The organism is Xenorhabdus khoisanae (genome assembly GCF_001037465.1).
GTDB classification, from domain to species: Bacteria; Pseudomonadota; Gammaproteobacteria; order Enterobacterales; family Enterobacteriaceae; genus Xenorhabdus; species Xenorhabdus khoisanae.
Genome location: NZ_LFCV01000005.1, coordinates 15820 through 37587, shown reverse-complemented (window position 1 = coordinate 37587; position 21768 = coordinate 15820). Strand labels below are relative to the sequence as shown.

Genomic DNA, 21768 nt, shown 5'->3' with positions numbered 1-21768 from the left:
ATTACATGTTCTCGAAATCGGGCTCTTCGGCAGGCTTAGAGTAACGGGTGGCAATCATAGGGTTGTTAAAATGCGTCCAGGTTGTTCTGGGTTTATTGTCTTGGCGCGCGATAAAGAAAATGCCATGTTTGGCCAGTACTTCACATTGTTTGGAAGGGATTTGATACCCAGTCAGTTCTTCCATTTCTTCATCGGTGATAATGTCGCGATTTATTTCCATGGTCTTGGTCTTGCCTCATCATCAATAGAATGAACAGATCAGCGGTGTCACAGGCGCGGGTAATCTCGGCCTGACTGCAGGGCGTGTTTTTGACACTGGCCGCTAATCGTCCCAGTTTGATATCGAAGTTAGTTAATAGTTGTTGTCCCGGTTGCCAGGGCTGCATGATGGTGCTCCGTTCAGTGGATGTCCCATCATGCTAGTCATTACATGGCCAAGTTTCTGATTAGGCTTAATCAGTTTTACGGGCGGAAGATGGACTGTCGGGTTCAGTGCGCTCAACCGGCTCGATTTTGACTTCGGGCGGGAAGTCGTAGAAGACGGCGCAGCGGCGGTCAGTGATGATTTGACCGCTTGTACCATCGGGCAGGGTGAGTCTGATGGGATGGTAACGTTTATGTTGATGTTTAAGCATGGGTCTGGCCTCTTTTTATACTGCGATTTGGTCTGATTTTCTGGCTTTGTTTAGCTACGGCTATTTTTATCCGTGCCAGATTAATGGCGGTGGGTTTATGTTGTATGGATACGGCGTGATAGAAATTGTTTATGACGCCATGTTCCTTGTTCGTGAGCATCAATAAGTTATCAATCTGGCAATTTTGCGGGTTGCCATCTTTAAAGGTCAGGATAGTTCCCGTGGGGCGTTTGCCATGATGTGCTTCCCAAATAACATGGTGTTTATGCCGCCAGATATTGGGGTCAGCCACTTTTATTTCGGTATAACCCTCACGAGTTATCCGCTCCGTGCCTACCGGACGTTTATTCCATGCCGGCTGACCTTTCTTAAATGAACCGGCATTGGGCCTGGTTAATCCTTTGGTACCGGCATTAGCAGGGCGGTTTCCTGTGCGGAATTGTCCGCTGCGGCCTGTACGCAATCCCAGTCTTTTTCTTAAACCATTAATCGCTTCGTTAGAGCGGTTAACAGAAAAAGCGTGGTTGAACCGGGTGGTCAGTTCGTTTAATGGCAACAGGTAGTTGGCTTTCATCCAGCTTTCCATTTCAGGGGAATACACAAATCTCTGGCTCATGATCGGCCCTCCAGATATTTGGGGGCGGACTTGATTTCATGATTACCCAGGGCCTTTTGAACTTTAAGCGCCAGGTGTCCGTTGCCGACGATTTGGGTGGCCACATCAGAAATGGCTTTTGCCCGCCGGATTTCCGTTTCTAACACTTCGTTGGAAAGATCTTCGTCAGACAACCGTTCTAATTGCGCAAAAAGATGGTTATTCAAATCTTCAAGCGTATTTTTCATGATGTTTACTCCCTCAATGTAATTGACCGTTACGGGAACCCGCACTGAGTTGGTTTATCAGGGCAGTTTCCAGTTGTTCCAGGGTGGCCTTTTCCATGGGCGAAAAATCTTCGGTTCTGTCTGCCGACCAGGTCACTTCGCACTGCCCAATTTCTTCGTTATAAAAGATACTGACTTCAAGTCTTGCTGCCATAATGTCCTCCGTAATGCCCGAATCATCGGGCATAAACTGATGGTTAACGAACCTGCAAACTTCTTTCCCCGATTTCAATATGCGCGCCCGGCACAACTTCGCCACGTTCAATAGCCTCTTTGATGGCTTTTTTATCCGGTGCGGTAATGGTCTGAACATCCACTAATTCATCGGGCAATAACATCTCATTATCGATAATGACTCTGGCGACGCCCTGACGCGCACTGAAGGTATTTTTCGTGGTCTTAAGGCTGTTCAGTTCTGCTTTCAGTAAGCAATCCAGCACATATTTCTTAAGGTGTTTGACCTGACCCTCAAAGGATTTTTTACGTTCGGCCAATCTCTTGGCTTCGTCGTCCAGCGTTCTGGCCTGTCCTTCAAGGTTACGAACATGGATCATAACGGCATCCAGTTTGTCACCTAAAGCACCTTCGAGACCTTCAAGGGTGTCAGCGATGGCTTCCGGCGAAAATTCGCCGGTGGCTATCAGTTTTTGCAGCTGATCATAATCAGCGGCTAATGCAATAGCGGTCGTGGTCATGGGTTTGCCTCTTTTAGTTGGGTTAAACAGTCTTTCTCGATTTCAGTTAAACGGCGTAAGCGGCCTGACAGGTAGCGTTCATACTCTTTGTCACCAAGCGACTTCGCGTTCTTGAGATGCACGTCGATTTCACGGGTGAGCGTGGATGCAATGCCCCTGAGCTCATTTTTAGTGATCGCCGTTTTCATGGTTTCGGTGTTGCGGGCAAACTTCTCGTCCAGCTCTTTACGCAAACGGGTGAGGTCTTCAGCTTTGTCACTGGCGGCCTTGATACCGAATTCGATTTTGTTTTCTGCCAGATATTCCGGGTTATCATGCATGCCCATAAAGACATCAGCACTGAATCCCAGCATGGATAAGGCTTTTTTAATGGCATCCGTCAGGGATTTTTTCAGTACTTCACCGTCAGCTTTAGGGCCATAAGTTGACTGATAGCGATAGGGTGTAGCGCCATAACTGGTGAACTCGCCCCGTTCCCCTTGTTCATTCACATACCAAAACAAGATCTTGATAGAGTGATTCTGGGTAAAAATAAGTGAACCGTCGCCATCACGTAAAAAGCGGGTGGCTATCTGTTTATGACGCTCATCCAGAACGGGTTCAGTCATGGGAATGCCGTCGATAGATTTTTCTTCCAGAATGTCATAGCCCCAGCCTTTACCAATTGGGCCAAATATTTCAGTGGCCCGCATCAACATATAGTTACTGTTAATACTGGTACCGCTATAGCCCATGCCTTCCAATGGTTTGGTAAAGCGGGGATCGGTACGCTGAACCGCTTTCCAGATATGCAGATTGGCCTGCTGTTGATTACCCTGTGCCTTGATGGTTTCTTCGAGCAGATCGGCACGGTGCTGGAAATTATCATTACTGGCGTTCTGGCCACTGACTGGCAGCAATGGGGTGATTTCATCATTTGCCGCCGTTTTGGGTGCATCTTTCTCGGTTTTTGGTGCAGCTTTCTCAGTTTCTGGTACGGTTTCCTCGATTTTTGGCCCGTTTTTATTAGCTTCTGGCGCGATTTCTTCGGTTTCCGGTACGGTTTCCTTTTTGGCAGGTCTGGTCTTTCTGGTTTTACGGGGTTTAGTTTCGCTTTTTTCCTCTTTGGCTTCGGGCGCTGTCTGGGTTTCAACTTCATCGGCAGTGACGTTTTCTGCTGAGATTTCTGGTATTGATGCAGGCTCGTTAGGCTCATCCTGTAATTCAGTGATGTTGGTGTCACCTAAGGCGCGGTTTAAAAATGCCTTCATCGCGTCAGCATCGGTCAGCAATTCAGGGTGCTGCTTGCCTTCACGCACAACACTGAAAAGTGTTTCCCTGGGAATGGATAAAGCATCGGTCCTGATACGAAATGCCGTAGACCAGCGTCGCCATGCTTCATCATGGTCGGCCATCAGCTTTTTAGCTGCGCTCATTTCTTGTGAGAGGATCTCCCAGCAATCAAAGTCACCGTCCAGCAAGGCCATTGCAATTTCTAAGTCCAGCGTGGCGTAATTATGATCAAACTCGCGTTTTTGGTACGAACCAGACAGCCACTTTTCCCCAAATTGGGTGACTTGTTCATAATCAACCTCCTTCGCAGAGGAAAAGTGTTCCTGAACAGCCCGCACGATTTTTTGTGTCTGTGCCGCATTCATCAATGAGGTTTTTATGATGCCGCCTAACCCATAGGCGATGTTGCGCAGTTTGGGTTGATCCGTCCCTTGATGAACAAATTTCAGCGCATCAGAAATTTGTCCGTTTGTCAGCTCAGTGGTGTTGAATAACAATATGGCCGCAACACGAACAATGGTGGCCACTTTGCTAAAGTTAGCGAGTTCGTTTCGGGTATCGAGCTCAACAACTTTAGCTTTCCACGTTGTGCCGTCAAATTCATATTCAGACGCAAACTTCTCATCAAACTTACCCACGGATGGGCGAGGGGAACCGACACGGTCTTCACAAATCACCGGGGTATCAGTATTAAATTTATCCATGTCCTCCGGGTACTCCTCACCCAGATGAACGATGGCTAATGCTTTAGCCATTTTGATGGAATTGGCTTCAAGGGCGATGGCTAAAGATACCGCACCATCCTGTTGAGCCGCCTGGGTCGGCTCAAATACACAAACATAAGTTTTCATGGGTCTTGCCTCTGGTTAATTGCCTGTTTTAGCCAGTTTGATGGCTCTTCGAATGCCGGCTTTGGGACGTCGGAAAGTAGAATAAAGTCCCTTGACGGGATTGGAGTAAACCATCCCCGTTGTCGGGTAATATTCCACCCGCCGCTTTCCGCCAAGAATGGAGATATGGGTTACCCCGTTCACGAAGTCACTGTTATTTTCGTGCTCAACCGCAGCTAAGCCTGCATCCAGAATCATTTCAATCACATCATTGATGCTTTGCATAATTCATCCTGGTTTAATAAGGCAGTTCCATATCGGCAGTGGAAACAGGTTTACCTTCGATACACAGCAGTGACTGGATGCGGTCTTCAATCCGGTTCACTTCCCGTTGTGCAGTGGCTAACACTTTTTCTTTTTCAGCCTTAAGTGCGTTGATCTGCGCATGGATGAGATCAGATTTGTTGATGGATGGGAGAGGAATTTCCACCGCCTGCTGATGCACTAATGCGCCCCAATAGGTCACGTTCTCGGCTTCGCAGGTCAGCGTGGTGAATTCAACCTGTTTATCAAAACCTTCTTTGGCATAGACGTAGAGAGTGACATTGAGCGTCTTGGGTTGTGCTTTCATAGCAACTCCTATATATTATCGTGGATCGATGAGTAATCATTGGTCTTGCCTCTTTGGGCGGATTGGTCTCCGCCCTGAGAACTCCCGATAGCTTTGGTCGGCGATTCGGGGTAAAAGAACCCACTTCGGTGGGTTTTTTTACGTCTGTAATAAAGTGCCCGTCTTTCCGGGCAGTCAGGTTACTTATTGCCGCTTACGTATCATCATGTCGATGAGATGGTCTCCGAACTAAAAGGTGCTGGTTACGCTATCCAGCGTCGCTTTACCCTGGTCAAGGCTGACGACCGGTTTAGTTGCCTCTTTGGTGCATCACTCTAATGGTGATTGGTCTCTTTCTAACTGTATCCCCTGGTGTTGGGATAAAAGCCAGTTGTCATCAAGTGGTAATCATGGCAGGTCATAATGAGCGCTGCGGTTCTCCTCCTTCATGACAACTGAAACGGTAAATTCGGTCTTGAACATTTAAACCTAAACGGCTGCTGTGCCGTGTTGTCTGAGCAAATCATCTACCTCTTCATATGCCGGTAGCGGCTACTTCGTGGGCATCCTGCCTGTTTGCTGATGGAATGAAGTTTAGTAATTAATAAACTAAAAGTAAAGTAAAGATTAAACAATGAGGAGTTATTGGTCGGTATTCATGGATTAATTAATTGATTTTTATTGAATATATTTTTTCAGTTGAGGGGCTGTATTTGTTTTTGTTGAGGAAAATATAGGGTAGGTTTAGTTGTAGGTAGCTGTAAGTCTATCTATTCAGCTAATTAATTATGAGTAGAGATATTTGGAAATAAGACTGTCTGTGAAATAATTATCTAATTGATAAAAAAGGAAAAAGTCAGAGTATGACTCTTTCCTATGCTTTCTTTTGCTTTTTTTTATGTAATAATTCTTCTAGCAAATTATCATAGTGCTGTTTTTTCTCCTCAAGATTTTTTATCAGAGCAGTAGCTTCACTCTCTGGCAATTCTTCGAACAATTCCAACAGAATTTTTTGTCTAGGTGTTAAGGTAACTTGCAGCGGATCTATTATATCTGCATCGTTCGCACCCGCATCCAGATAGCCTTCTGGCATGTGATAGTCCTTTTCTAATCGTCTCGCCGCCTTTTCACCAAAAGATGCCTTACCGTTCATAAGCTGTGATAAATAACTCTTCTCTTTTTCAGGAAGAGTTTTGTCGGAAAACCAAGTTCTTAGACGTTGCTGTCTGATATTTTTAATAGTCATTTTATTTCTAAAGTTCCATATAAGGGATTGAACAGAAGTGACATCACTCGTTGCATCATGTAACACTATTTACCGCACACAACACTATTTACCGCACACAACACTATTTACCGCACACATAACGCTATTCACAGTGCACACAACACTATTTACCGCACACATAACGCTATTCACAGTGCACATAACACTATTTACCGCACACATAACGCTATTCACTGCACACATAACGCTATTCACTGCACACATAACGCTATTCACTGCACATATAACGCCATTCACTGCACATGTAATGGTATTCATTACATGAACGTAATTTTGATTAGTATTCACTAAACAAGCAAATACTTGACAAAAGTTTAGTGTTTATTAAACTCTTGTCATTTCCAACGAAGAGGTACCTATGAGACTCAATGATTACATTTCTACTCTAAAACGTGGCGAAGCTAAACGTCTTGCCGAGAAACTTGGTGTTTCCAGTTCCTATTTGTCACAAATGGCACATGGTCATGCTCCGGTTCCTCTTGCTCGATGCTTTGATATCGAAAACGCCACGGATGGGAAAGTCACAAGGAAAGATCTTCGTCCTAATGATTGGCAGAAGATCTGGCCTGAAACAGATATTAGCTGAGGTGTCAGTAAGAAACTGATTTTCAATAATCAACATTGCGACAGGAGACGCAAATCGTGGAGCAAGACATAAATACGCTTAAAGCTGAAGTTGAGGCTTGGGCCATGGAGAGAGGTCAGGAGCATGTAGCCATTGAAGTCAGTCGTATGTATTTCCTGTTGTATTGTGGTGGTTCTCAATCCCGGTTACACCGGATTGAAGACACATTAGGGAATGCGGACTGGAAAGCCATCAACAATAACCGCCAACAGATCTTCCGGTGGTTACGCAGTGATTCCACTGCGGCGCAACGTAAGATCACGGAACTGTTGCCAGCGATTGAAGCGGCATTACCGGCAGAACGTCGGGCAAAGTTAACCAGCGAAGCCCGGTTAAATTATCTTGCTTCGGTGGCGATTAAAGAATTTGCCGCTGCCATTAGCGAAACCCTGTTAGGAGGGCGTGACATGTCACACCGAATAGCGATAGCCATATCCGCGTTAAATGCCATTGAACCGCGTCTGACCAACGTACATTAACGAGAGGCAAGACCAATGATGAAACCCATCGATAAGATCACTTATCGCAATGGCTTTCGCCGGAACGATAAGCCGGCCACTTTTGAGGAAGTGTCAGAAATTTTTGAAGGTCGTAGGGAAGCGGCTCTGATTGATTGGGAACAGCGTCAACAGCAGAAATCCCGGTCGCAGAGCCAGAATAAGTAAGGGCGTGGTATGAGTTTGTTATTGTTAAAAAGTCGCCCACTGGTGGTTATTCCTGAGCTGGCTACGCGCCTGGGATTGAATGAGGCCATTATTTTGCAGCAGATCCAATACTGGCTGACGGAGACGTCATCCGGTGTTGAGGTCAATGGCTGCCGCTGGATTTATAACACGGTCGAAAAATGGCAGGAACAATTCCCATTTTTATCGGGTTCGACCATCAAACGGGCGCTGGGGAATTTGAAAAAGATGGGCGTGTTGCAGATTGAGCAGATTAATAAATCCAGTCATGACCGGACGAATTATTACGCGATAAATTATGAACACCCGCTGTTAGCCGATAAGGTCAAAATGACCCCATCGAACAACGTAAAAGAAGACCATCGAGCGGGTCAAAATGACCTTATCGACCAGGGCAATTTGAAACACTCCAACGGGTCAGAATGCGCCGTTCTGAATGGGTCAAATTGGCCTGATCTTACAGAGACTACAACAGAGATTACTACAGAGAGTACAACAGAGACTAACTCTTCTTGTCAGGTTCCCGTGGAACCCGACCATGATCCAGCCCGGCAAGTATTAATTTATTTCAATCAGGTGACTGATTCTAACTACCGCGATGGCAAAACCACGATGGGGTATATCCGTGCGCGGCTAAGCGACGGTTATGTAGTGGAAGACCTGATGCTGATCACCGACTACCTGACGGCCAAGTGGTTGGACGATGGCAAGATGCAGGATTACTTACGCCCGAAAACCCTGTTTGGCCCGGATAACTGCGCGGAATATTTCGACAAAGCCCGCAAATGGGACAAAGCGGGGCGTCCTCCCTGTGTCAACGGCCGCTGGCTGAAAGCCGGAGAAACCGCCATCACCATTGATACGGTGGAGCGCGATGCCACGTTCCGACAATTGTTTTCAACCGGCTGGACACCGGCTAATCGTATTCAGGAACTGGCGGCGCAACTCGCGCGTAAAGCGGGTTTAGGGCGGATGAGTGAAGTGCCGGCATTGGCCGCCTGGCGTGGGATCTGGAAACAGGCTGCAGAGCAGGCGGCGAAAGAAGCATTGCAATCGGGATTTCGGGTTGTGGGTGGATCTATCGAGACGCAATGTATAACCCAATGAGTCCTGCGACGAAGTAGGCCGGATGCAGCAGCAAGCTCAACAACGGGAACTGCGAGAGCGCCGTTATACCGATAAGGCATTTTGACCCATAACAACGTAGAGGCTTTCTAACCCAAAGCTAAAAAAACAAAAAGAGGCAAGACCCAATGACCAACGAGACCAACTTAGCAAAATTGATCCTTGACCGTCGCCGCAGTGCTGATGATGGATGCGACCACTCAGCCAGCATTATCGACAGTTACCATCAGGCAGCACGGGCGCGCAGCCGTCAGCCTTACCAGCCTAAACCGAAACCCGTTCAGGTTGCCAAGCCTGCGACGGTATCTGAACCGATTGTCAAAATTGGCGAACGTATTAATTACGGGCGAAAAGTTGTCAGGGGGATCTATGAATTATCCCGTCTTGGGCGCAGCGCCGAAAGTATCGCTATCCTGCTGAGGATGCCGTTGGATCGTGTTCATCATGTCCTGTTATGTAATAGCGCCATGAAGAAAGCCGTTTACAAGCAGGTCATGGCAGCACAGAAACCCACGGAAAAAGCGGTCATGAAACGTCTGGCGGCTGAATCCAAGGCGTAATCATGGGGGCACAATCTGATTATTTACCTGCCGGGTTGCCACATAACCGCGGGTTATGGCCACAAGCCTATCGTGATCTGGAGAACTTGGATTTAAAAGCCAGCCGGTTAATCAAACAGCTCAAACTGAGGAAAATCAGCCGGGCAACCATTTTTATGGAAATTGAAAAGACCCCCGGTGACCAACGGGAGTTTTTTAGAACACGCCTGAATTACTGGCGTGAAGTGATGAACCCTTAAGAGGCAAAACCAATGAAAAATAATTACCTTCATTATCTGAGAGACGAAGTGATCGGTTACTGGCAGATATTCACTGATGAAGCGTTATGGATTTATGTACTCGCCTTGTTCCTGCTCCTGACATTTCCGGTTTCACTGCCGGTGATGGCGTTGATCCGGTTTGTTTACGACTGGCTGGGAGAGTAACAATGGATAAACAGTTAAATACCCAAGCGATTGCATACACGGCTGAAATCGAGCTGACAGGATTTATTCTCTACGGTAACCATGATTTTCGGGCAAGCGGGCGTATTTATCATGATGTTCATCAGCGCTGGTTTGATGGCGCTGAAATTATTACGTCACCGGTTGAAAATATTCATAGCTTTAATTCAGATGGATTTATCCGCACCCGCAATTCGGTTTATAAACTCAGGGTGTTCAACCATGGCTAAATCCCCGGCAGAACGCAAAGCCGCCCAACGTCAACGCCAGCAGGAGGCTGGCGTTACCAAAATCGAATTGCTGCTGGATAATCAGGAGCTGGCGATGCTGAAGCGTAATTGTGCACTGCGCAGACCGGGCAGGGAGCCTTACGACATCAATGAATATCTCACGATGTTAATCCGAATGGATGACCGTTCATCAAAACAGCAGGTGGTTGAGCTACAGCAACAATGCTGTGGAAAATGTGGTGAATCGTTACCCGTGACGGAATGTTGTTTTTCGGGGGAAGCGGCCTGTTGGAATACGTTGGGTTGGCATGAATTGAAATTAGCGTTATAAGGAGTTACCTCTGAAGAATTATGCCAAGCTGTATAGATGGTGTTGTTCTTGAAGATTGGACCTATCATGCATTAAAAGCAGTGTTGAATGCAGGAGGAATTATGGGACAGTATCGACACTCGATATCCAGTATTATGGCAATGACGGGTAATGAGTTGGGGCAGAAAACGACCCAATTGTACCAGTATGAGGAGGGCAGGTTTTTTTGTTTTTTAGACGAACCGAAACACAAGCCCAAATATAGACTCAATATTGTGGGGCATTCATCTCCAGTGGGTTCTCCGATATTATTTTGGGGAACATGTGAATATGCACATGGGATGAATTTAGATAATTTTTGCAAAACAGTTCATAACTTATTAATCAGTCTAAAAAACAAAGGGCATAATATTCAGTGTATCAGAATAATAGCTTGCTGGGCTGGAGCAAATGGGCTTGCTCAAAGATTAGCTAATCATCTCAATATGCCAGTTAAAGGTTCGTTAGGGGGGACGAGAATATATTCAACGTCTAACTTACGCCCAAAGCTTAATATAAACCGGCATTTTATTGATAAACCAGATGGAGGTAATTACTATTTTCCAGAGGAGGAGGACAGACAACGGCGACATGATCCCGCCTATGGGCTGTATAGGTGGTACTATCCACAACTTTCAGATCCAGACAGTGGATTTGAGGCTTTTATTCATGAACGAATATCAAGATAGAAGGTGATAGCCTGATCATATGAGGATTACCACTAATGAGCACCATGTATAATCCGCCCCATCCGGGCGAGCTGATCAAGGAAACAATGGAAACCTTGAATCTGAGTGCCAGAGCCTTGGCGAAAGCACTAGATGTTGCGCCGTCTACCGTACAGCGGCTGATGACTTGTCAGTCCCATGTTTCTCCTGAAATGGCGGTACGCCTTTCGATGGTGATCGGCAGTGCGCCGCATGTGTGGCTGGGAATGCAGAATGCCTATGATATCTGGCATATCAAGCAGAGTCTGGATACCTCCCGCTTGCAGAAATTGTCGGTAGCATAACAGGTTGTAACCCGCTAAAATCATTCCATCGGCCTGAACATCCGAACCTAAACACAAGCTGCTGTGCCATTACCTTAAGGGAACAAGAATGGCGCAGCATAGTTTTATCAAAATTTCCGACGACACTCTACGGCCTGCTACTCCAGCAACCAGAGAATACCTGCATTCGAGAATCAAATGCGGCGATGTGCTGCAGGCTGATTTCAAGAAAGCCCGTAATCCCCGTTTCCACCGTAAATACTTTGCCTTGCTGAATCTCGGTTTTGAATACTGGGAGCCAGTCGGCGGCACGATTTCCCCTGAAGAAAAAGAACTTGTGCGCGGTTATGTACAATTTTTGGCTCACTTTGCGGGCAGTGAAGATGCCTTACAATCCGCCGCTGATGAATACCTTGCCGGGGTATCGAAAAACCGCGTCCAGAATATCACCGCTACCAAATCTTTTGACGCATTCCGCCGTTGGGTGACGGTCGAGGCCGGGTATTACGACACTTATGAAATGCCCAATGGCAGCCTGTACCGCGAACCCCGTTCAGTCAGCTTCGCCAAAATGGATGATCTGGAATTTCAGCCGCTCTATCAGGAAACCCTGAATGTACTGTGGAACTTCATCCTGTACCGCAATTTTCCGACCCGTGAGGCAGCCGAGAACGCTGCCGCACAGTTGTTTGATTTTGCGTAAAGGAGAGGCAAGACCCATGACTAAAAGTGAAAAACAGTGGCTGTCGGATGTGTCCTCATTAGGTTGTATTGCCTGCCGGAATCTGGGGTTGGGTTCATCGCCGGCTGAAATCCATCATGTGAGAACCGGGCAGGGGATGGCACAACGGGCCAATCACTTCTCCGTGCTGCCGCTCTGTCCCCGCCACCATCGGGCGTGTTATCCCACGGGATTCCATGCGGCGCCGAAAACATGGCAGGGGAACCACGGGACAGAAATTGAATTGTTAGAACAGGTTAAAAAGGAAGTGGAAGAGGTACGGTTATGTCGGGTGTGAATATATCAAGCAAGATGAAGTTAAGGGGCGCAAAATGATTTATCCGGTAACATGTGGAAAAGGTGACGAATATCTGAGGTTGCGTACCCTTGAAAGTGTCTGGATACGTGGGCAGTTAAGTGTATGGGGAAACTGGTCTGCCATTCGCAAAGTTCCGCAGGCAGCAGGTATTTTTTCTCGTTTACTGTCAGAGCCGGTGATAAGCAAAAAAGCTTTGCACATGGCCATGAAAAGAATGAAACAGGCTGGCCTGACAAAAGAAGAGTTATTGCAGATTTTTGGTCAGATGAAAGATAAAAAAGCGATCAGTAGCTTATGGTTCTGTACCGATGCGGAAGGGCTAAAAATGGATGCCGTGATTGGCCGTGTAATGGAACATGATCCCGGTCTGTTGAATATCCTGAAAGAACATTATATATACAAGAAATCTTATTATTGTATTGCCTCTGAAATGCACGAGCGGCATCCCAATACGTCACTGTCAACCTGCCGCCGCAGAATTGAAAACTGGTTAAGGGTATCAGAGTTTATGTTATATCGCCCCATGTGTGATGAGTTGGAAATACAAGACCATTACGTTGATTAAAAAAGTTTGACTTTTTGAGCAATAGAGTTACTATTTTCATATACGCTTCGCGAAGCTATATCCGCAAGCAGCGAAATTCAAAGAAAACCTGCCCCGTGCAGGTTTTTTTATACCTGAAATAAACATAAGACTTGCTGTTGTCATCGGTCAGAGTTACATGTGTGTTCACGCCGACTAACTGACCAAAGGTTAAAATTATCATGCTAAAACATGAAGATATGATAACAGCCGCCGCCTGTGTTTTGGAAACCGTCCCCCTGTATGACTGGGTTTCTGTCTCAGATATTTCCACCCTGACGGGGCTATCAGCGCCCCGTTGCCAATTACTGTTAACTCAATTTTGTCTTGCTGGCCTGATGGAAAGCCGGGACAACGACACTTTTTTTAAGCGTTGCCCTTGATAGGGGCAATGCCTTAAGCGGTGAAATAAACGGTGGGTGGATTCGATAGCACCCGCTGTTCCCCCTGTGGCTTCCCTGAGAGCCAGTCAGCGTCGATTTAGGGAAAAATATTGTGAATTTAAGTGGTATCACATTAATTAACGACGACTCGCTGAGATTTATCAAAACGTTACCGGACAACTGCATCGACTTAATCGCTACTGACCCGCCGTACTTTCGCGTGAAAGACTGTCGCTGGGATAACCAGTGGCACGATGTGACGGCTTACCTTGCATGGCTGGATGAACTCCTGGCCGAGTTCTGGCGGGTACTGAAACCCAACGGCAGCTTGTATATGTTCTGCGGTTCCCGTCTGGCTTCAGATACGGAACTCCTCGTTCGTGAACGATTCAATGTGTTGAACCATATCATTTGGGCGAAACCGTCTGGCCCGTGGCGTAGGCAGAACAAAGAAAGCCTGCGAATGTATTTCCCAGCCACCGAACGCATTATTTTTGCTGAACATTATCAGGGACCCTATCACCCGAAAGGTGATGGCTATTTCAAACAGTGTCGGGAACTGAAACAGTCGGTATTTAAGCCGCTGAACGATTATTTCCGTGATGCCCGAAAAGCGTTAGGCGTCACAGCAAAAGAGATTCACGCTGCCACCGGCAAACAGATGGCCAGTCACTGGTTCAGTGATAGTCAGTGGCAGTTACTCAATGAATCTGACTACCAGAAGCTACAAGCGCTATTTGACCGCGTTGCTAAAGAAAAACACCAACGTGGGGAACTGAATATCCCTTACAATGAGCTGGTGGAATCTCACCTGACGTTATCACGCCAGTATGAAGAATTGCGGCAGGAATACGGCCTAATGCGCCGTTCGTTCACCGTCACCGCTGCCGTGCCTTATACCGATGTCTGGCAATTTGCGCCGGTGCAATATTATCCGGGCAAACATCCCTGTGAAAAACCCGCTGACCTGATGGCGCATATTATCCAGTCCAGCAGCCGGGAAGGGGATCTGGTGGCCGATTTCTTTATGGGTTCCGGGGCAACACTGAAAGCGGCCTTGAAATTGAATCGCCGTATATTGGGTGTTGAGCTGGAAGAAGCGCGGTTTAGGCAGACAGAGCAAGAGATTAACAGCCAGTTGTAAGCCTTGGGTTTACAACTCAGTGACTGCACATAGCGTGGCTTTTCGATATTTCAGCCAAAGTAAAAGACCCCTGAGCGGGGTCGTTGGGTTATGGAATCAGTTGTTCTGGAGTACAGTCATATAGCGCAGCCAGTTTTTCTCGTGTGCGCTTCTGTGGTCGATCTGATGCCTCCCACTGAGACACGGTTGATTGAGCTGTGTTGAGCTTTTCAGCTACATCGTACTGAGACAACCCACGATAGATACGCCAAGCCGCCAGAATAGAAACATCCTGGTCAACCATGATAGATACGACACCGTTAGGTACGGTCACATCATCGTATTTTGACGGAGTGTATGGAACATCCTCCCAATCTTCCTTTGCGCTGATAAGTTTTTCGTATTCAGCTACTGGCAGGACAACATATAGTGGTTTTCCTGCTTCATCGTTTATGTATTGCATTTTCATGTATTCATCCGGGTGGCTAGAGTCGCGGTGAATTTAATAATGAGGAAATGGCGGGTTACCCCGCCTAGTACGTTGTCGATGTTCTCCGTTTGACTGCCATTATCGAGCAGATAACCGGTTCGCCGTCAGTAATTTCGAAGATTATCCTGTATTCGCCAACCCGTAGCCTGTACTGGTTATCAAGGTCATGAAGCTTCTTGATATCTAGTTTCACTGCAGGAAAAGTTTCAAGTTGGTTAACCTTCTCATTGATAGCTTTCCGGTATCTGGTATCGATTGAAAGCAACTGTTTTCGTGCTTTCCTTGTCCATTGAACCGTAACCATCGTTTCCTCATTTGTTAAAGAGCATATCCGCTTGGGATGATTAGATAATACGGTTTTGATCGCATTATGTCAACATAAATACGATTAAAATACGATATTGTTTTCAGGGCTGCGCTTAGGTGTGGCTTTTTTATAATCACTTTCCTCTTTTTCTTCCTCACTTGAGGGGCGAAAATAAGAAGTGGCCATCAATGTATTAACCGAATTTGCCACCGCAATCACTTCCAGAACTTCAGTATCTCTATTGTGGCTGGCATCCCACTTACTACAACTCACAGGGGCGAACCTATTTCACCCCCACGGACGCCCATTGTTCAAATGGGGTGGAATATGAAGATGAAAGAAAATCCTGATTTCTGGGTGCATCTTAGTGACTGGCTCGTCTCAATAAGAGAGCAGGGTATCGGGGCTGCACTCGCGGGGACAATGGCTTTCCTCCGGGGCCGCTATAACGGCGGGGGGTGGCTACGAGTCTCTATTGATGCCTTTATGTGTGCCATGTTCGCCTGGTTCATACGTGATGTATTAAATCTCATGGGCCTGAATCCTGACTTGGCCTACATCGGCAGTGTGGTGATTGGTTATCTGGGTACGGACTTTATCGGCCAATTGCTGCGTAAGGCGGCAGAGAGAAGAGCGGGGGTCAGCAATGACGAGGGGAATTCGCAATAACAACCCGGGCAATATTGATCACAATCCCGCTAATAAGTGGCAGGGTCAATTGAGGCATGATCCGAAGCTCGAGCCTCGGTTCTGTCGTTTCGTGACTGCGGAGTACGGTATCCGGGCACTCATGAAGTTGCTGACCCATTACCACAAGAACGGTTATCAGAGTGTGTCCAAGATGATAGACCGCTGGGCGCCGACCAATGAGAACAACACCTCAGCCTATATCAAGGGTGTTGCTAAGGCACTGAATGTCGATCCGAATCAGGCTTTGGACATCAATAAACCCACGCTGATTGCGCTGGCTAAGTCCATTATCCGGCACGAGAACGGCAAGCAACCTTATTCCGATGATATCTTCACACGGGCATTTGAGATGCTATGAATACGAAACTGGAGAAATTTCTCTATCTGGGCGCATTGGCATTGTTTTCCATTTTGATTATCGCTCTGCAACTCCAATCGGACGAGATAGCGGAATTGAAGAACGACAAAGAGCAGTTGGAGCAATCTTTATCAGAACAAGTCGCCATCAACACCAACCAGCAAGAGCGCATCAAGCAACTCGCAGAACGGGACACTAAACAACTACAGGAACTCGCCAATGCCAAATCTAAACTTGATGAGCTTAGCGATACTCTCCGCACTAACGTTAAGCGCGTGTACGTCAAAGCCGAGTGCCCCGTGTCTGAAACCGCTGCCCCCTCCGGCGTGGATGGTTCAAGACCCGCCAGACTGGCGAAAGACGCTGAACAGGATTATGTACGTCTCCTCGGAGAACTTGAAACCCTCGAAGCCCAGTTCCTCGGATTGAGGGATTGGGCGAAGATTGAATGTCAAAAATGAACGGAGGTTATTATGTCATCAATTATGAAGTACTTTGAATATGCTCACCTGCCACCGCATTTACAAGCCGTGAGTAAACCTATCGGTGACTTGGCTAAATCAATGGATGAATCACTGCCTGATGGAGTGGAAAAAGCAGTAGGTCTACGCAAGCTGTTAGAAGCTAAGGACTGTCTGGTCAGGGCAAAATTAGGTTAATTGGCAAATAACACCCCACCACCTCAGAGCAAATGATACTGGGGTGGCAGGAGTATATTTCGAGGTGGTATTAAATCAAGAAACAAATTAATTTTAGGTATTACAATTTCTCAGGAATCCCTTCTTGCTCTTTTACCTTGCATAAATGGATTGGTTTCTGGAGAGGGAGTTCTGGAACCTTGATGATTTCTTTTTGTGCTTATCGATGGGAGTTCATTAGTAGAAAGATTACCAAACTCCTGAAACATAGATTCCATATCTCGTATAACTGAGGATCTATCTGCAGTTTTTGATGTTGCCATTGAGCTTGAGGGAATAGGACTTGGGCGACGTTCTGGTATTAATTGTAAAGTGTTTGGGGATTGCGGAATCGGGGAATGCCTAGCGGTAGATTGATTACCAAATATACTATCAACTACGTTGTGAAACGAGTCAAAATTATGAATCCCCATATTAGAAATAACACTTTGATTTAACTGGGGAAGAATCTGGCTTTTGTATATATTGATAGTTATGTGAACATTATGGTTACATAAAGCATATCCATCATTTGGAGGATCCCATATAAATCCCATGTGCCCCAACAGTGTTACAACATCAACTTGAACATTCCGTGTAACTATTGGTCTCAGTATTTTCGTATCCGCAGTTGTTATACGTAGTGAGCGCTTCCCAGTCCTTGGATTCATGTATTCTTCGATAACATTCTTTCTATCATGAAGCTCGTTAAAGTAGGTGGTCAGTATCATGGAAATATACCCAAAAGGAATAAAAAACACACGGATAACCTATAAGCCCATCCTCATCCAATAACAAGCGAATAATACTTAACTGTTAGTTACTCTCTGAAACTAAAGACAATATTTCTGTGTCCATTCCCTGAGTGGCTACAGGAATAACCCATGCTGCCACCTCGTTCCTGCCGCGTACCCAACGCACATGGGCTGGTGGCTGGTGGCATTTTTATTTATGAGGAAAAGAAAATGGCGGCTCCAAAGGGCAATAGATTTTGGGAGGCCCGAAGCAGTCATGGACGGAACCCGAAGTTTGGTTCGCCTGAGGAACTGTGGCAGACATGTTGTGAATACTTCGCATGGGTAGAAGATAATCCCCTGCATGAAACCAAAGCCTTTCATAATCAGGGCGAAATCGTTTATGCAGCATTGGCAAAAATGCGGGCTATGACAATATCAGGTCTGTGTATTTTTTTGGATATATCACGCTCAACATGGACAGAATACACAAAGCGCGAAGATTTTTCGTACATCACTACACGCGTGGAAGACATTATCTATAACCAGAAGTTTTCGGGTGCAGCGGCTGACTTACTTAATGCCAATATCATTGCACGTGATTTGGGATTGAAAGAGCAAACCGTTAACGACCATCTTTCTACTGACAGCTCAATGTCCCCCGCCAAGATAATACTGGTACCCGGAGGACAACGTGACGACAGCGAGGATTGAACTCCCGCCCAAGCTCATTCCGGTATTCAGTGGTGATTATCGCTACCGAGGTTCATATGGTGGGCGTGGTTCAGCTAAAACACGTTCATTTGCACTAATGACGGCTATCCGTGGTTACATGGCTGCCCAGAATGGACAATCAGGCGTGATACTTTGCGCTCGTGAATATATGAACTCCCTTGAAGAGTCATCAATGGAAGAAGTGAAGCAAGCAATACGCGCTGTTCCGTGGCTGGCTGACTTCTACGATATTGGCGAAAAATACATTCAAACAAAATGTAAGTCGGTAAGCTATGTCTTTGCCGGATTGAGACACAACCTTGACAGTATTAAGTCCAAAGCAAGGATTTTGATAGCGTGGGTGGATGAAGCGGAATCGGTTTCTGAAACCGCATGGACAAAGCTCACGCCAACTGTTCGTGAAGAGGGTTCTGAAATTTGGGTGACATGGAACCCGGAAAGAGACGGAAGCGCCACTGATAAACGATTCAGAAAGAACCCACCTGAAAATTCCATCATTGTTGAGATGAATTACGATGATAACCCGTGGTTCCTGTCTGTGCTGGAAGAGGAAAGGCTAAGTGACCAAGCAAGGTTAGACCCTGCTACTTACTCATGGATTTGGGAAGGTACTTACCTAGAGAACTCCGATAAGCAGGTGTTGGCGAATAAATACGTTATCAAGGAGTTTCCTGATGACCTGTGGCAAAAAGCGGACAGGCTGCTGTTTGGTGGCGATTTCGGTTTTGCCAAAGACCCCAGCACACTGATCCGACAGTTTATTCTGAATGATTGCCTGTATATCGACTATGAGGCTTATGGTGTTGGCGTAGAGCTTGACCACATGCCCGCGTTCTATGACAAGGTTCCTGAATCCCGTAAATGGCCTATCAAGGCAGATTCTGCCCGACCGGAAACCATCAGCTATCTCAGACGGCAGGGGTTCAATATCTCAGCCGCCAGTAAATGGCAAGGCAGCGTTGCGGATGGTATCAGCTATCTACGCGGCTTTAAGCAGATTTATATTCACCCGCGCTGCAAGCAGACCGCCAAAGAAGCCCGGCTCTATTCCTACAAAACCGACAGGATTACCGGCGAAGTGTTGCCGGTGATTGAAGACGCCAACAACCACTGTTGGGATGCCAGTCGCTACGGGTTAGACGGCTATATCAAGAAAAAAGGCAGTTTCTTTACAACCAAGAGGTAATATTATGTGGCCGTTCTCAAAACGAAAGCCTACGGCACCCCCTGTCCAACGTTCAGCATTTTCCACCGATTTATACCCATCGCTTGTTAAAGATAATGGCTTTCAGGGGTTGGACTTGCCGCAGCCAACCATCGCAGGCGTCGCAATGGATTCAGTAGATGGTTCGATCCCCTCATTTAAAGCCGGTAGCCTGTATGGTGTGCCCGAAGCGCAAGCGGCGTGGTACTCGAACCAGTTATTTATCGGCAATAATCTGTGTGCGGTGATTGCCAAACACTGGCTGGTGGATAAAGCCTGTAATATGCCTGCCCGTGATGCCATTCGCCAAAGCTACGAGATTGACTGCGAAGACAGCACCATTATTGAGCGGCTGAAAAAACGCGATAAAAAATACCGTATCCATCAGGCCATGAAAGAGCTGGTACATTTCGGGCGCGTGTACGGCGGTCGCATTGCGTTGTTTGTGGTGGAAACACCCAATCCGAAAGAATTCTATGAAAATCCGTTTAATCCGGATGGTATTGCACCGGGTTCATACAAAGGTATCAAGCAGGTTGATCCACAGTGGGTGATGCCGGAACTGACCGCCGATAACGTACAAGACCCGGCATCGCTGAACTTCTACGAACCCACTTACTACCGTATTGGCGGGCGGCGTTATCACAAATCCCATCTGGTGAAGTTCGTACCGTTCCCGGTGCCGAACGTACTTAAACCGATGTACAACTACTTCGGTGTGTCTGTGCCCGAGCGGGTGTATGAGCGCGTGTATGCTTCCGAACGTACCGCCAATGAAGCGCCACAGCTTGCCATGACCAAGCGCTTGCTGACATTAGGCATGGCAGATGCGGAAAACGCAGACAAAGGCGTGATTGCTGAAAACATCGAATACTTTGCCTCAATGCGGGATAACTACGGGGTACAGGTGACGAGCAATCAAGACACCGTCCAGCAGTTCGATACCTCATTGGCCGATTTAGATGCCACTATTATGACGCAATATCAGCTTGTCGCCGCAGCCGCCAACGTACCTGCCACCAAGTTACTCGGCACGACACCCAAGGGCTTTAATGCCACGGGCGAGTATGAAGAAGCGGCTTACCGTGAAGAGCTGGAAAGCATTCAGGCCAATGATCTGGAAGACCTGCTCCAGCGTCACTATGAAATCCTGTTACGTAGCGAGGGGTTGCCGGTTGTTGATATCAGTATCTCATGGCGACCACTGGACAGCCCAACTGCCGCCGAATACGCCGATATCGAGCTGAAAAACTCCCAGACCGCCGTTAACTACGCCAATGTAGGCGCGGTGGATGGGCACGATATCCGCCAGAAACTGGCAGCTGATAAAGAATCCAGTTACTTCGGCTTAGACATTAACGAGGAAGACGATGGCGAAGCAGATCCGTTTGAAGAAGAGCCGGGAACAGTGGGCAACGGCGCGGCAGGCAGTCATGAAGGGCAAGCCGCTGCATTATTCGGCGGCAGCAACTGACCGTTATCAGCGTGACCTGTCACGACTCATTAAACGGATGCTCAAAGAGTACGAACAGACGTTAACCCGGTTACAGGATGATGTCGAGCCGGTCGCAATGGATGCCAGCATTGCCAGCCAGACGCGCATTTGGCTCAACAAGTTAAAGCGCCGTTGGGACAGTATCTTTAACCGCAAAGCCGCAGAGATGGCAGATAGATTGGTCAGCCAGACTGATTTAAACGCCAAGCGCAATCTGGATGATTCGCTCAAACAACTCTCTGGTGGCTTAACCATTAAAACCCCGGACATGCCAACAGCCATGCAAGACCGGATCACCGCCGCCACCGCCGAAAATGTCGCCCTGATTAAATCCATTCCGCAACAGTTTCATTTTCGCATTGAAAGTGCGGCACTGCGTTCTATCAGCCAAGCGGGTGAGGGGGCAAAAACCTTGCTGGAGGAAATCAAAGCCATTGGTGGCGTAACGGAAAAACGGGCGCAGTTTATCGCCGTTGACCAGACCCGCAAGATCACCACGGCGGCGAACTATGAGCGCATGAAATCAGCGGGCATTAAAAAGGCGGTCTGGCATCACTCCGGTGGCAGTGCTGAACCACGAGCCTTACATCTGAAACTCGATGGTCAGGTCTTTGAGCTGGATAACCCGCCGATTATTGATGAACGGACAGGCCAGCGTGGGTTACCGGGTGAACTGCCGAACTGCAAATGCTTCTGGACGCCCGTCGTCGATTTTGGAGACAACACATGAC

The 21768-nt window shown here is 47.1% G+C and carries 39 protein-coding genes; 24 read left to right on the top strand and 15 right to left on the bottom strand.

All coding sequences use genetic code 11. From position 1 onward, the window contains the following. Nucleotide 1 precedes the first annotated feature (1 nt). The 11 genes from AB204_RS01180 to AB204_RS01135 form a co-directional block, all read right to left on the bottom strand. The gene (locus tag AB204_RS01180; protein ID WP_047961572.1) at nt 2–220 is read right to left on the bottom strand and encodes a DUF4224 domain-containing protein; all 219 of its coding nucleotides are present in this window, start codon (nt 218–220) and stop codon (nt 2–4) included. After that, nucleotides 189–386 carry a hypothetical protein gene (locus tag AB204_RS21070; protein ID WP_072061369.1) on the bottom strand — a complete coding sequence of 66 codons (198 nt, stop codon included), beginning with the start codon at nt 384–386 and terminating at the stop codon, nt 189–191. The genes AB204_RS01180 and AB204_RS21070 overlap by 32 nt, the downstream gene beginning before the upstream one ends. 66 nt (nt 387–452) lie before the next feature. Then, nucleotides 453–635, bottom strand: coding sequence for a hypothetical protein (locus tag AB204_RS01175; protein WP_047961571.1), 183 nt, complete (start codon nt 633–635; stop codon nt 453–455). Further along, nucleotides 628–1251, bottom strand: coding sequence for an HNH endonuclease signature motif containing protein (locus AB204_RS01170; RefSeq protein WP_047961570.1), 624 nt, complete (start codon nt 1249–1251; stop codon nt 628–630). The genes AB204_RS01175 and AB204_RS01170 overlap by 8 nt, the downstream gene beginning before the upstream one ends. Continuing rightward, a complete protein-coding gene (locus AB204_RS01165; protein ID WP_047961569.1) occupies nt 1248–1478 on the bottom strand; it encodes a hypothetical protein in 231 nt (76 codons plus the stop codon). Before AB204_RS01165 ends, AB204_RS01170 begins: the two co-directional genes overlap by 4 nt. Nucleotides 1479–1491: 13 nt before the next feature. Next, complete coding sequence (locus AB204_RS01160) at nt 1492–1671, bottom strand: hypothetical protein (RefSeq protein ID WP_047961568.1); 180 nt, start codon at nt 1669–1671, stop codon at nt 1492–1494. Nucleotides 1672–1714: 43 nt separating this feature from the next. Next, nucleotides 1715–2212, bottom strand: coding sequence for a siphovirus Gp157 family protein (locus AB204_RS01155; protein WP_047961567.1), 498 nt, complete (start codon nt 2210–2212; stop codon nt 1715–1717). Continuing rightward, on the bottom strand, nt 2209–4335 hold the full coding sequence (locus AB204_RS01150; protein WP_047961566.1) for a hypothetical protein: 2127 nt from the start codon (nt 4333–4335) through the stop codon (nt 2209–2211). Before AB204_RS01150 ends, AB204_RS01155 begins: the two co-directional genes overlap by 4 nt. Before the next feature lie 15 nt (nt 4336–4350). Next, nucleotides 4351–4599 carry a hypothetical protein gene (locus AB204_RS01145; RefSeq protein ID WP_047961565.1) on the bottom strand — a complete coding sequence of 83 codons (249 nt, stop codon included), beginning with the start codon at nt 4597–4599 and terminating at the stop codon, nt 4351–4353. Nucleotides 4600–4612: 13 nt separating this feature from the next. Then, on the bottom strand, nt 4613–4945 hold the full coding sequence (locus AB204_RS01140) for a hypothetical protein (protein WP_047961564.1): 333 nt from the start codon (nt 4943–4945) through the stop codon (nt 4613–4615). A gap of 853 nt (nt 4946–5798) precedes the next feature. Next, entirely contained in the window at nt 5799–6170 is a 372-nt protein-coding gene (locus AB204_RS01135; protein WP_053067806.1) for a hypothetical protein, read from the bottom strand. Between the two features lie 400 nt (nt 6171–6570). On the opposite strand from AB204_RS01135, the gene AB204_RS01130 reads away from it, so the two are divergent. The 16 genes from AB204_RS01130 (at nt 6571) to AB204_RS01065 (ending at nt 14368) form a co-directional block, all read left to right on the top strand. Beyond that, entirely contained in the window at nt 6571–6798 is a 228-nt protein-coding gene (locus tag AB204_RS01130; RefSeq protein WP_047961563.1) for a transcriptional regulator, read from the top strand. 56 nt (nt 6799–6854) lie between these two features. Further along, nucleotides 6855–7316: a toxin YdaT family protein gene (locus AB204_RS01125; RefSeq protein WP_152671476.1), complete on the top strand. Its 462-nt coding sequence runs from the start codon at nt 6855–6857 to the stop codon at nt 7314–7316. Between the two features lie 15 nt (nt 7317–7331). Then, nucleotides 7332–7502, top strand: coding sequence for a hypothetical protein (locus tag AB204_RS22665; RefSeq protein ID WP_161796532.1), 171 nt, complete (start codon nt 7332–7334; stop codon nt 7500–7502). Nucleotides 7503–7511: 9 nt separating this feature from the next. Continuing rightward, nucleotides 7512–8627, top strand: coding sequence for a conserved phage C-terminal domain-containing protein (locus AB204_RS01120; RefSeq protein ID WP_072061368.1), 1116 nt, complete (start codon nt 7512–7514; stop codon nt 8625–8627). 146 nt (nt 8628–8773) lie between these two features. After that, complete coding sequence (locus tag AB204_RS01115; protein ID WP_047961562.1) at nt 8774–9205, top strand: hypothetical protein; 432 nt, start codon at nt 8774–8776, stop codon at nt 9203–9205. Nucleotides 9206–9207: 2 nt separating this feature from the next. Continuing rightward, nucleotides 9208–9444: a hypothetical protein gene (locus AB204_RS01110; RefSeq protein ID WP_047961561.1), complete on the top strand. Its 237-nt coding sequence runs from the start codon at nt 9208–9210 to the stop codon at nt 9442–9444. Nucleotides 9445–9456: 12 nt separating this feature from the next. Continuing rightward, nucleotides 9457–9630, top strand: coding sequence for a hypothetical protein (locus AB204_RS22660; protein WP_161796531.1), 174 nt, complete (start codon nt 9457–9459; stop codon nt 9628–9630). Between the two features lie 2 nt (nt 9631–9632). After that, the gene (locus AB204_RS01105) at nt 9633–9878 is read left to right on the top strand and encodes a hypothetical protein (protein ID WP_047961560.1); all 246 of its coding nucleotides are present in this window, start codon (nt 9633–9635) and stop codon (nt 9876–9878) included. Beyond that, nucleotides 9871–10209, top strand: coding sequence for a hypothetical protein (locus tag AB204_RS01100; RefSeq protein WP_047961559.1), 339 nt, complete (start codon nt 9871–9873; stop codon nt 10207–10209). The genes AB204_RS01105 and AB204_RS01100 overlap by 8 nt, the downstream gene beginning before the upstream one ends. A gap of 20 nt (nt 10210–10229) precedes the next feature. Next, entirely contained in the window at nt 10230–10916 is a 687-nt protein-coding gene (locus AB204_RS01095; protein WP_047961558.1) for a hypothetical protein, read from the top strand. Nucleotides 10917–10951: 35 nt separating this feature from the next. Next, nucleotides 10952–11239: a HigA family addiction module antitoxin gene (locus AB204_RS01090; RefSeq protein ID WP_047961557.1), complete on the top strand. Its 288-nt coding sequence runs from the start codon at nt 10952–10954 to the stop codon at nt 11237–11239. Nucleotides 11240–11327: 88 nt separating this feature from the next. Beyond that, entirely contained in the window at nt 11328–11921 is a 594-nt protein-coding gene (locus AB204_RS01085; RefSeq protein ID WP_047961556.1) for a DUF1367 family protein, read from the top strand. 16 nt (nt 11922–11937) lie between these two features. After that, nucleotides 11938–12237, top strand: a complete 300-nt coding sequence (locus tag AB204_RS01080) for a Ref family recombination enhancement nuclease (RefSeq protein WP_047961555.1) — start codon at nt 11938–11940, stop codon at nt 12235–12237. A 34-nt stretch (nt 12238–12271) separates the two neighbouring features. Further along, nucleotides 12272–12823 (top strand): DUF1133 family protein, encoded by a 552-nt coding sequence (locus AB204_RS01075; protein ID WP_047961554.1) that lies wholly within the window; start codon nt 12272–12274, stop codon nt 12821–12823. A gap of 200 nt (nt 12824–13023) precedes the next feature. Further along, a complete protein-coding gene (locus tag AB204_RS01070; protein WP_047961553.1) occupies nt 13024–13224 on the top strand; it encodes a hypothetical protein in 201 nt (66 codons plus the stop codon). A 112-nt stretch (nt 13225–13336) separates the two neighbouring features. Then, on the top strand, nt 13337–14368 hold the full coding sequence (locus AB204_RS01065) for a DNA-methyltransferase (protein WP_047961552.1): 1032 nt from the start codon (nt 13337–13339) through the stop codon (nt 14366–14368). Between the two features lie 88 nt (nt 14369–14456). Here the strand turns inward: AB204_RS01065 and AB204_RS01060 are convergent, their stop codons facing one another. The 3 genes from AB204_RS01060 to AB204_RS01050 all read right to left on the bottom strand — a co-directional run bounded on the left by AB204_RS01060 (nt 14457) and on the right by AB204_RS01050 (nt 15417). Continuing rightward, the gene (locus AB204_RS01060; RefSeq protein ID WP_047961551.1) at nt 14457–14816 is read right to left on the bottom strand and encodes a helix-turn-helix domain-containing protein; all 360 of its coding nucleotides are present in this window, start codon (nt 14814–14816) and stop codon (nt 14457–14459) included. Between the two features lie 64 nt (nt 14817–14880). Next, entirely contained in the window at nt 14881–15141 is a 261-nt protein-coding gene (locus AB204_RS01055; protein ID WP_047961550.1) for a type II toxin-antitoxin system RelE family toxin, read from the bottom strand. Between the two features lie 84 nt (nt 15142–15225). After that, complete coding sequence (locus AB204_RS01050; RefSeq protein WP_047961549.1) at nt 15226–15417, bottom strand: hypothetical protein; 192 nt, start codon at nt 15415–15417, stop codon at nt 15226–15228. A gap of 60 nt (nt 15418–15477) precedes the next feature. Between AB204_RS01050 and AB204_RS01045 the strand changes: the two genes are divergently transcribed. Genes AB204_RS01045 through AB204_RS01030 form a run of 4 tightly spaced genes read left to right on the top strand, consistent with a single transcriptional unit; the run spans nt 15478 to nt 16851 of the window. Then, complete coding sequence (locus AB204_RS01045; RefSeq protein ID WP_200898188.1) at nt 15478–15813, top strand: phage holin, lambda family; 336 nt, start codon at nt 15478–15480, stop codon at nt 15811–15813. Then, the gene (locus AB204_RS01040) at nt 15791–16192 is read left to right on the top strand and encodes a structural protein (RefSeq protein WP_047961547.1); all 402 of its coding nucleotides are present in this window, start codon (nt 15791–15793) and stop codon (nt 16190–16192) included. The genes AB204_RS01045 and AB204_RS01040 overlap by 23 nt, the downstream gene beginning before the upstream one ends. Then, entirely contained in the window at nt 16189–16653 is a 465-nt protein-coding gene (locus AB204_RS22195) for a lysis system i-spanin subunit Rz (RefSeq protein ID WP_053067805.1), read from the top strand. The genes AB204_RS01040 and AB204_RS22195 overlap by 4 nt, the downstream gene beginning before the upstream one ends. A 12-nt stretch (nt 16654–16665) precedes the next feature. After that, the gene (locus AB204_RS01030) at nt 16666–16851 is read left to right on the top strand and encodes a hypothetical protein (protein ID WP_235428007.1); all 186 of its coding nucleotides are present in this window, start codon (nt 16666–16668) and stop codon (nt 16849–16851) included. A 110-nt stretch (nt 16852–16961) separates the two neighbouring features. On the opposite strand, the gene AB204_RS01025 is transcribed toward AB204_RS01030, so the two are convergent. Beyond that, nucleotides 16962–17600, bottom strand: coding sequence for a hypothetical protein (locus AB204_RS01025; RefSeq protein WP_047961545.1), 639 nt, complete (start codon nt 17598–17600; stop codon nt 16962–16964). Nucleotides 17601–17834: 234 nt separating this feature from the next. Here AB204_RS01025 and AB204_RS01020 point away from each other — a divergent pair, with 234 nt between their 5' ends. The 4 genes from AB204_RS01020 to AB204_RS01005 are packed head-to-tail and all read left to right on the top strand — an operon-like array spanning nt 17835 to nt 21767. Continuing rightward, complete coding sequence (locus AB204_RS01020) at nt 17835–18317, top strand: DNA-packaging protein (protein WP_084728501.1); 483 nt, start codon at nt 17835–17837, stop codon at nt 18315–18317. Continuing rightward, entirely contained in the window at nt 18298–19524 is a 1227-nt protein-coding gene (locus tag AB204_RS01015) for a PBSX family phage terminase large subunit (protein WP_047961544.1), read from the top strand. The genes AB204_RS01020 and AB204_RS01015 overlap by 20 nt, the downstream gene beginning before the upstream one ends. A 4-nt stretch (nt 19525–19528) precedes the next feature. Continuing rightward, the gene (locus AB204_RS01010; RefSeq protein ID WP_047961543.1) at nt 19529–21016 is read left to right on the top strand and encodes a phage portal protein; all 1488 of its coding nucleotides are present in this window, start codon (nt 19529–19531) and stop codon (nt 21014–21016) included. A gap of 37 nt (nt 21017–21053) precedes the next feature. Next, on the top strand, nt 21054–21767 hold the full coding sequence (locus AB204_RS01005) for a phage head morphogenesis protein (RefSeq protein ID WP_047961581.1): 714 nt from the start codon (nt 21054–21056) through the stop codon (nt 21765–21767). Nucleotide 21768: the final 1 nt, after the last annotated feature.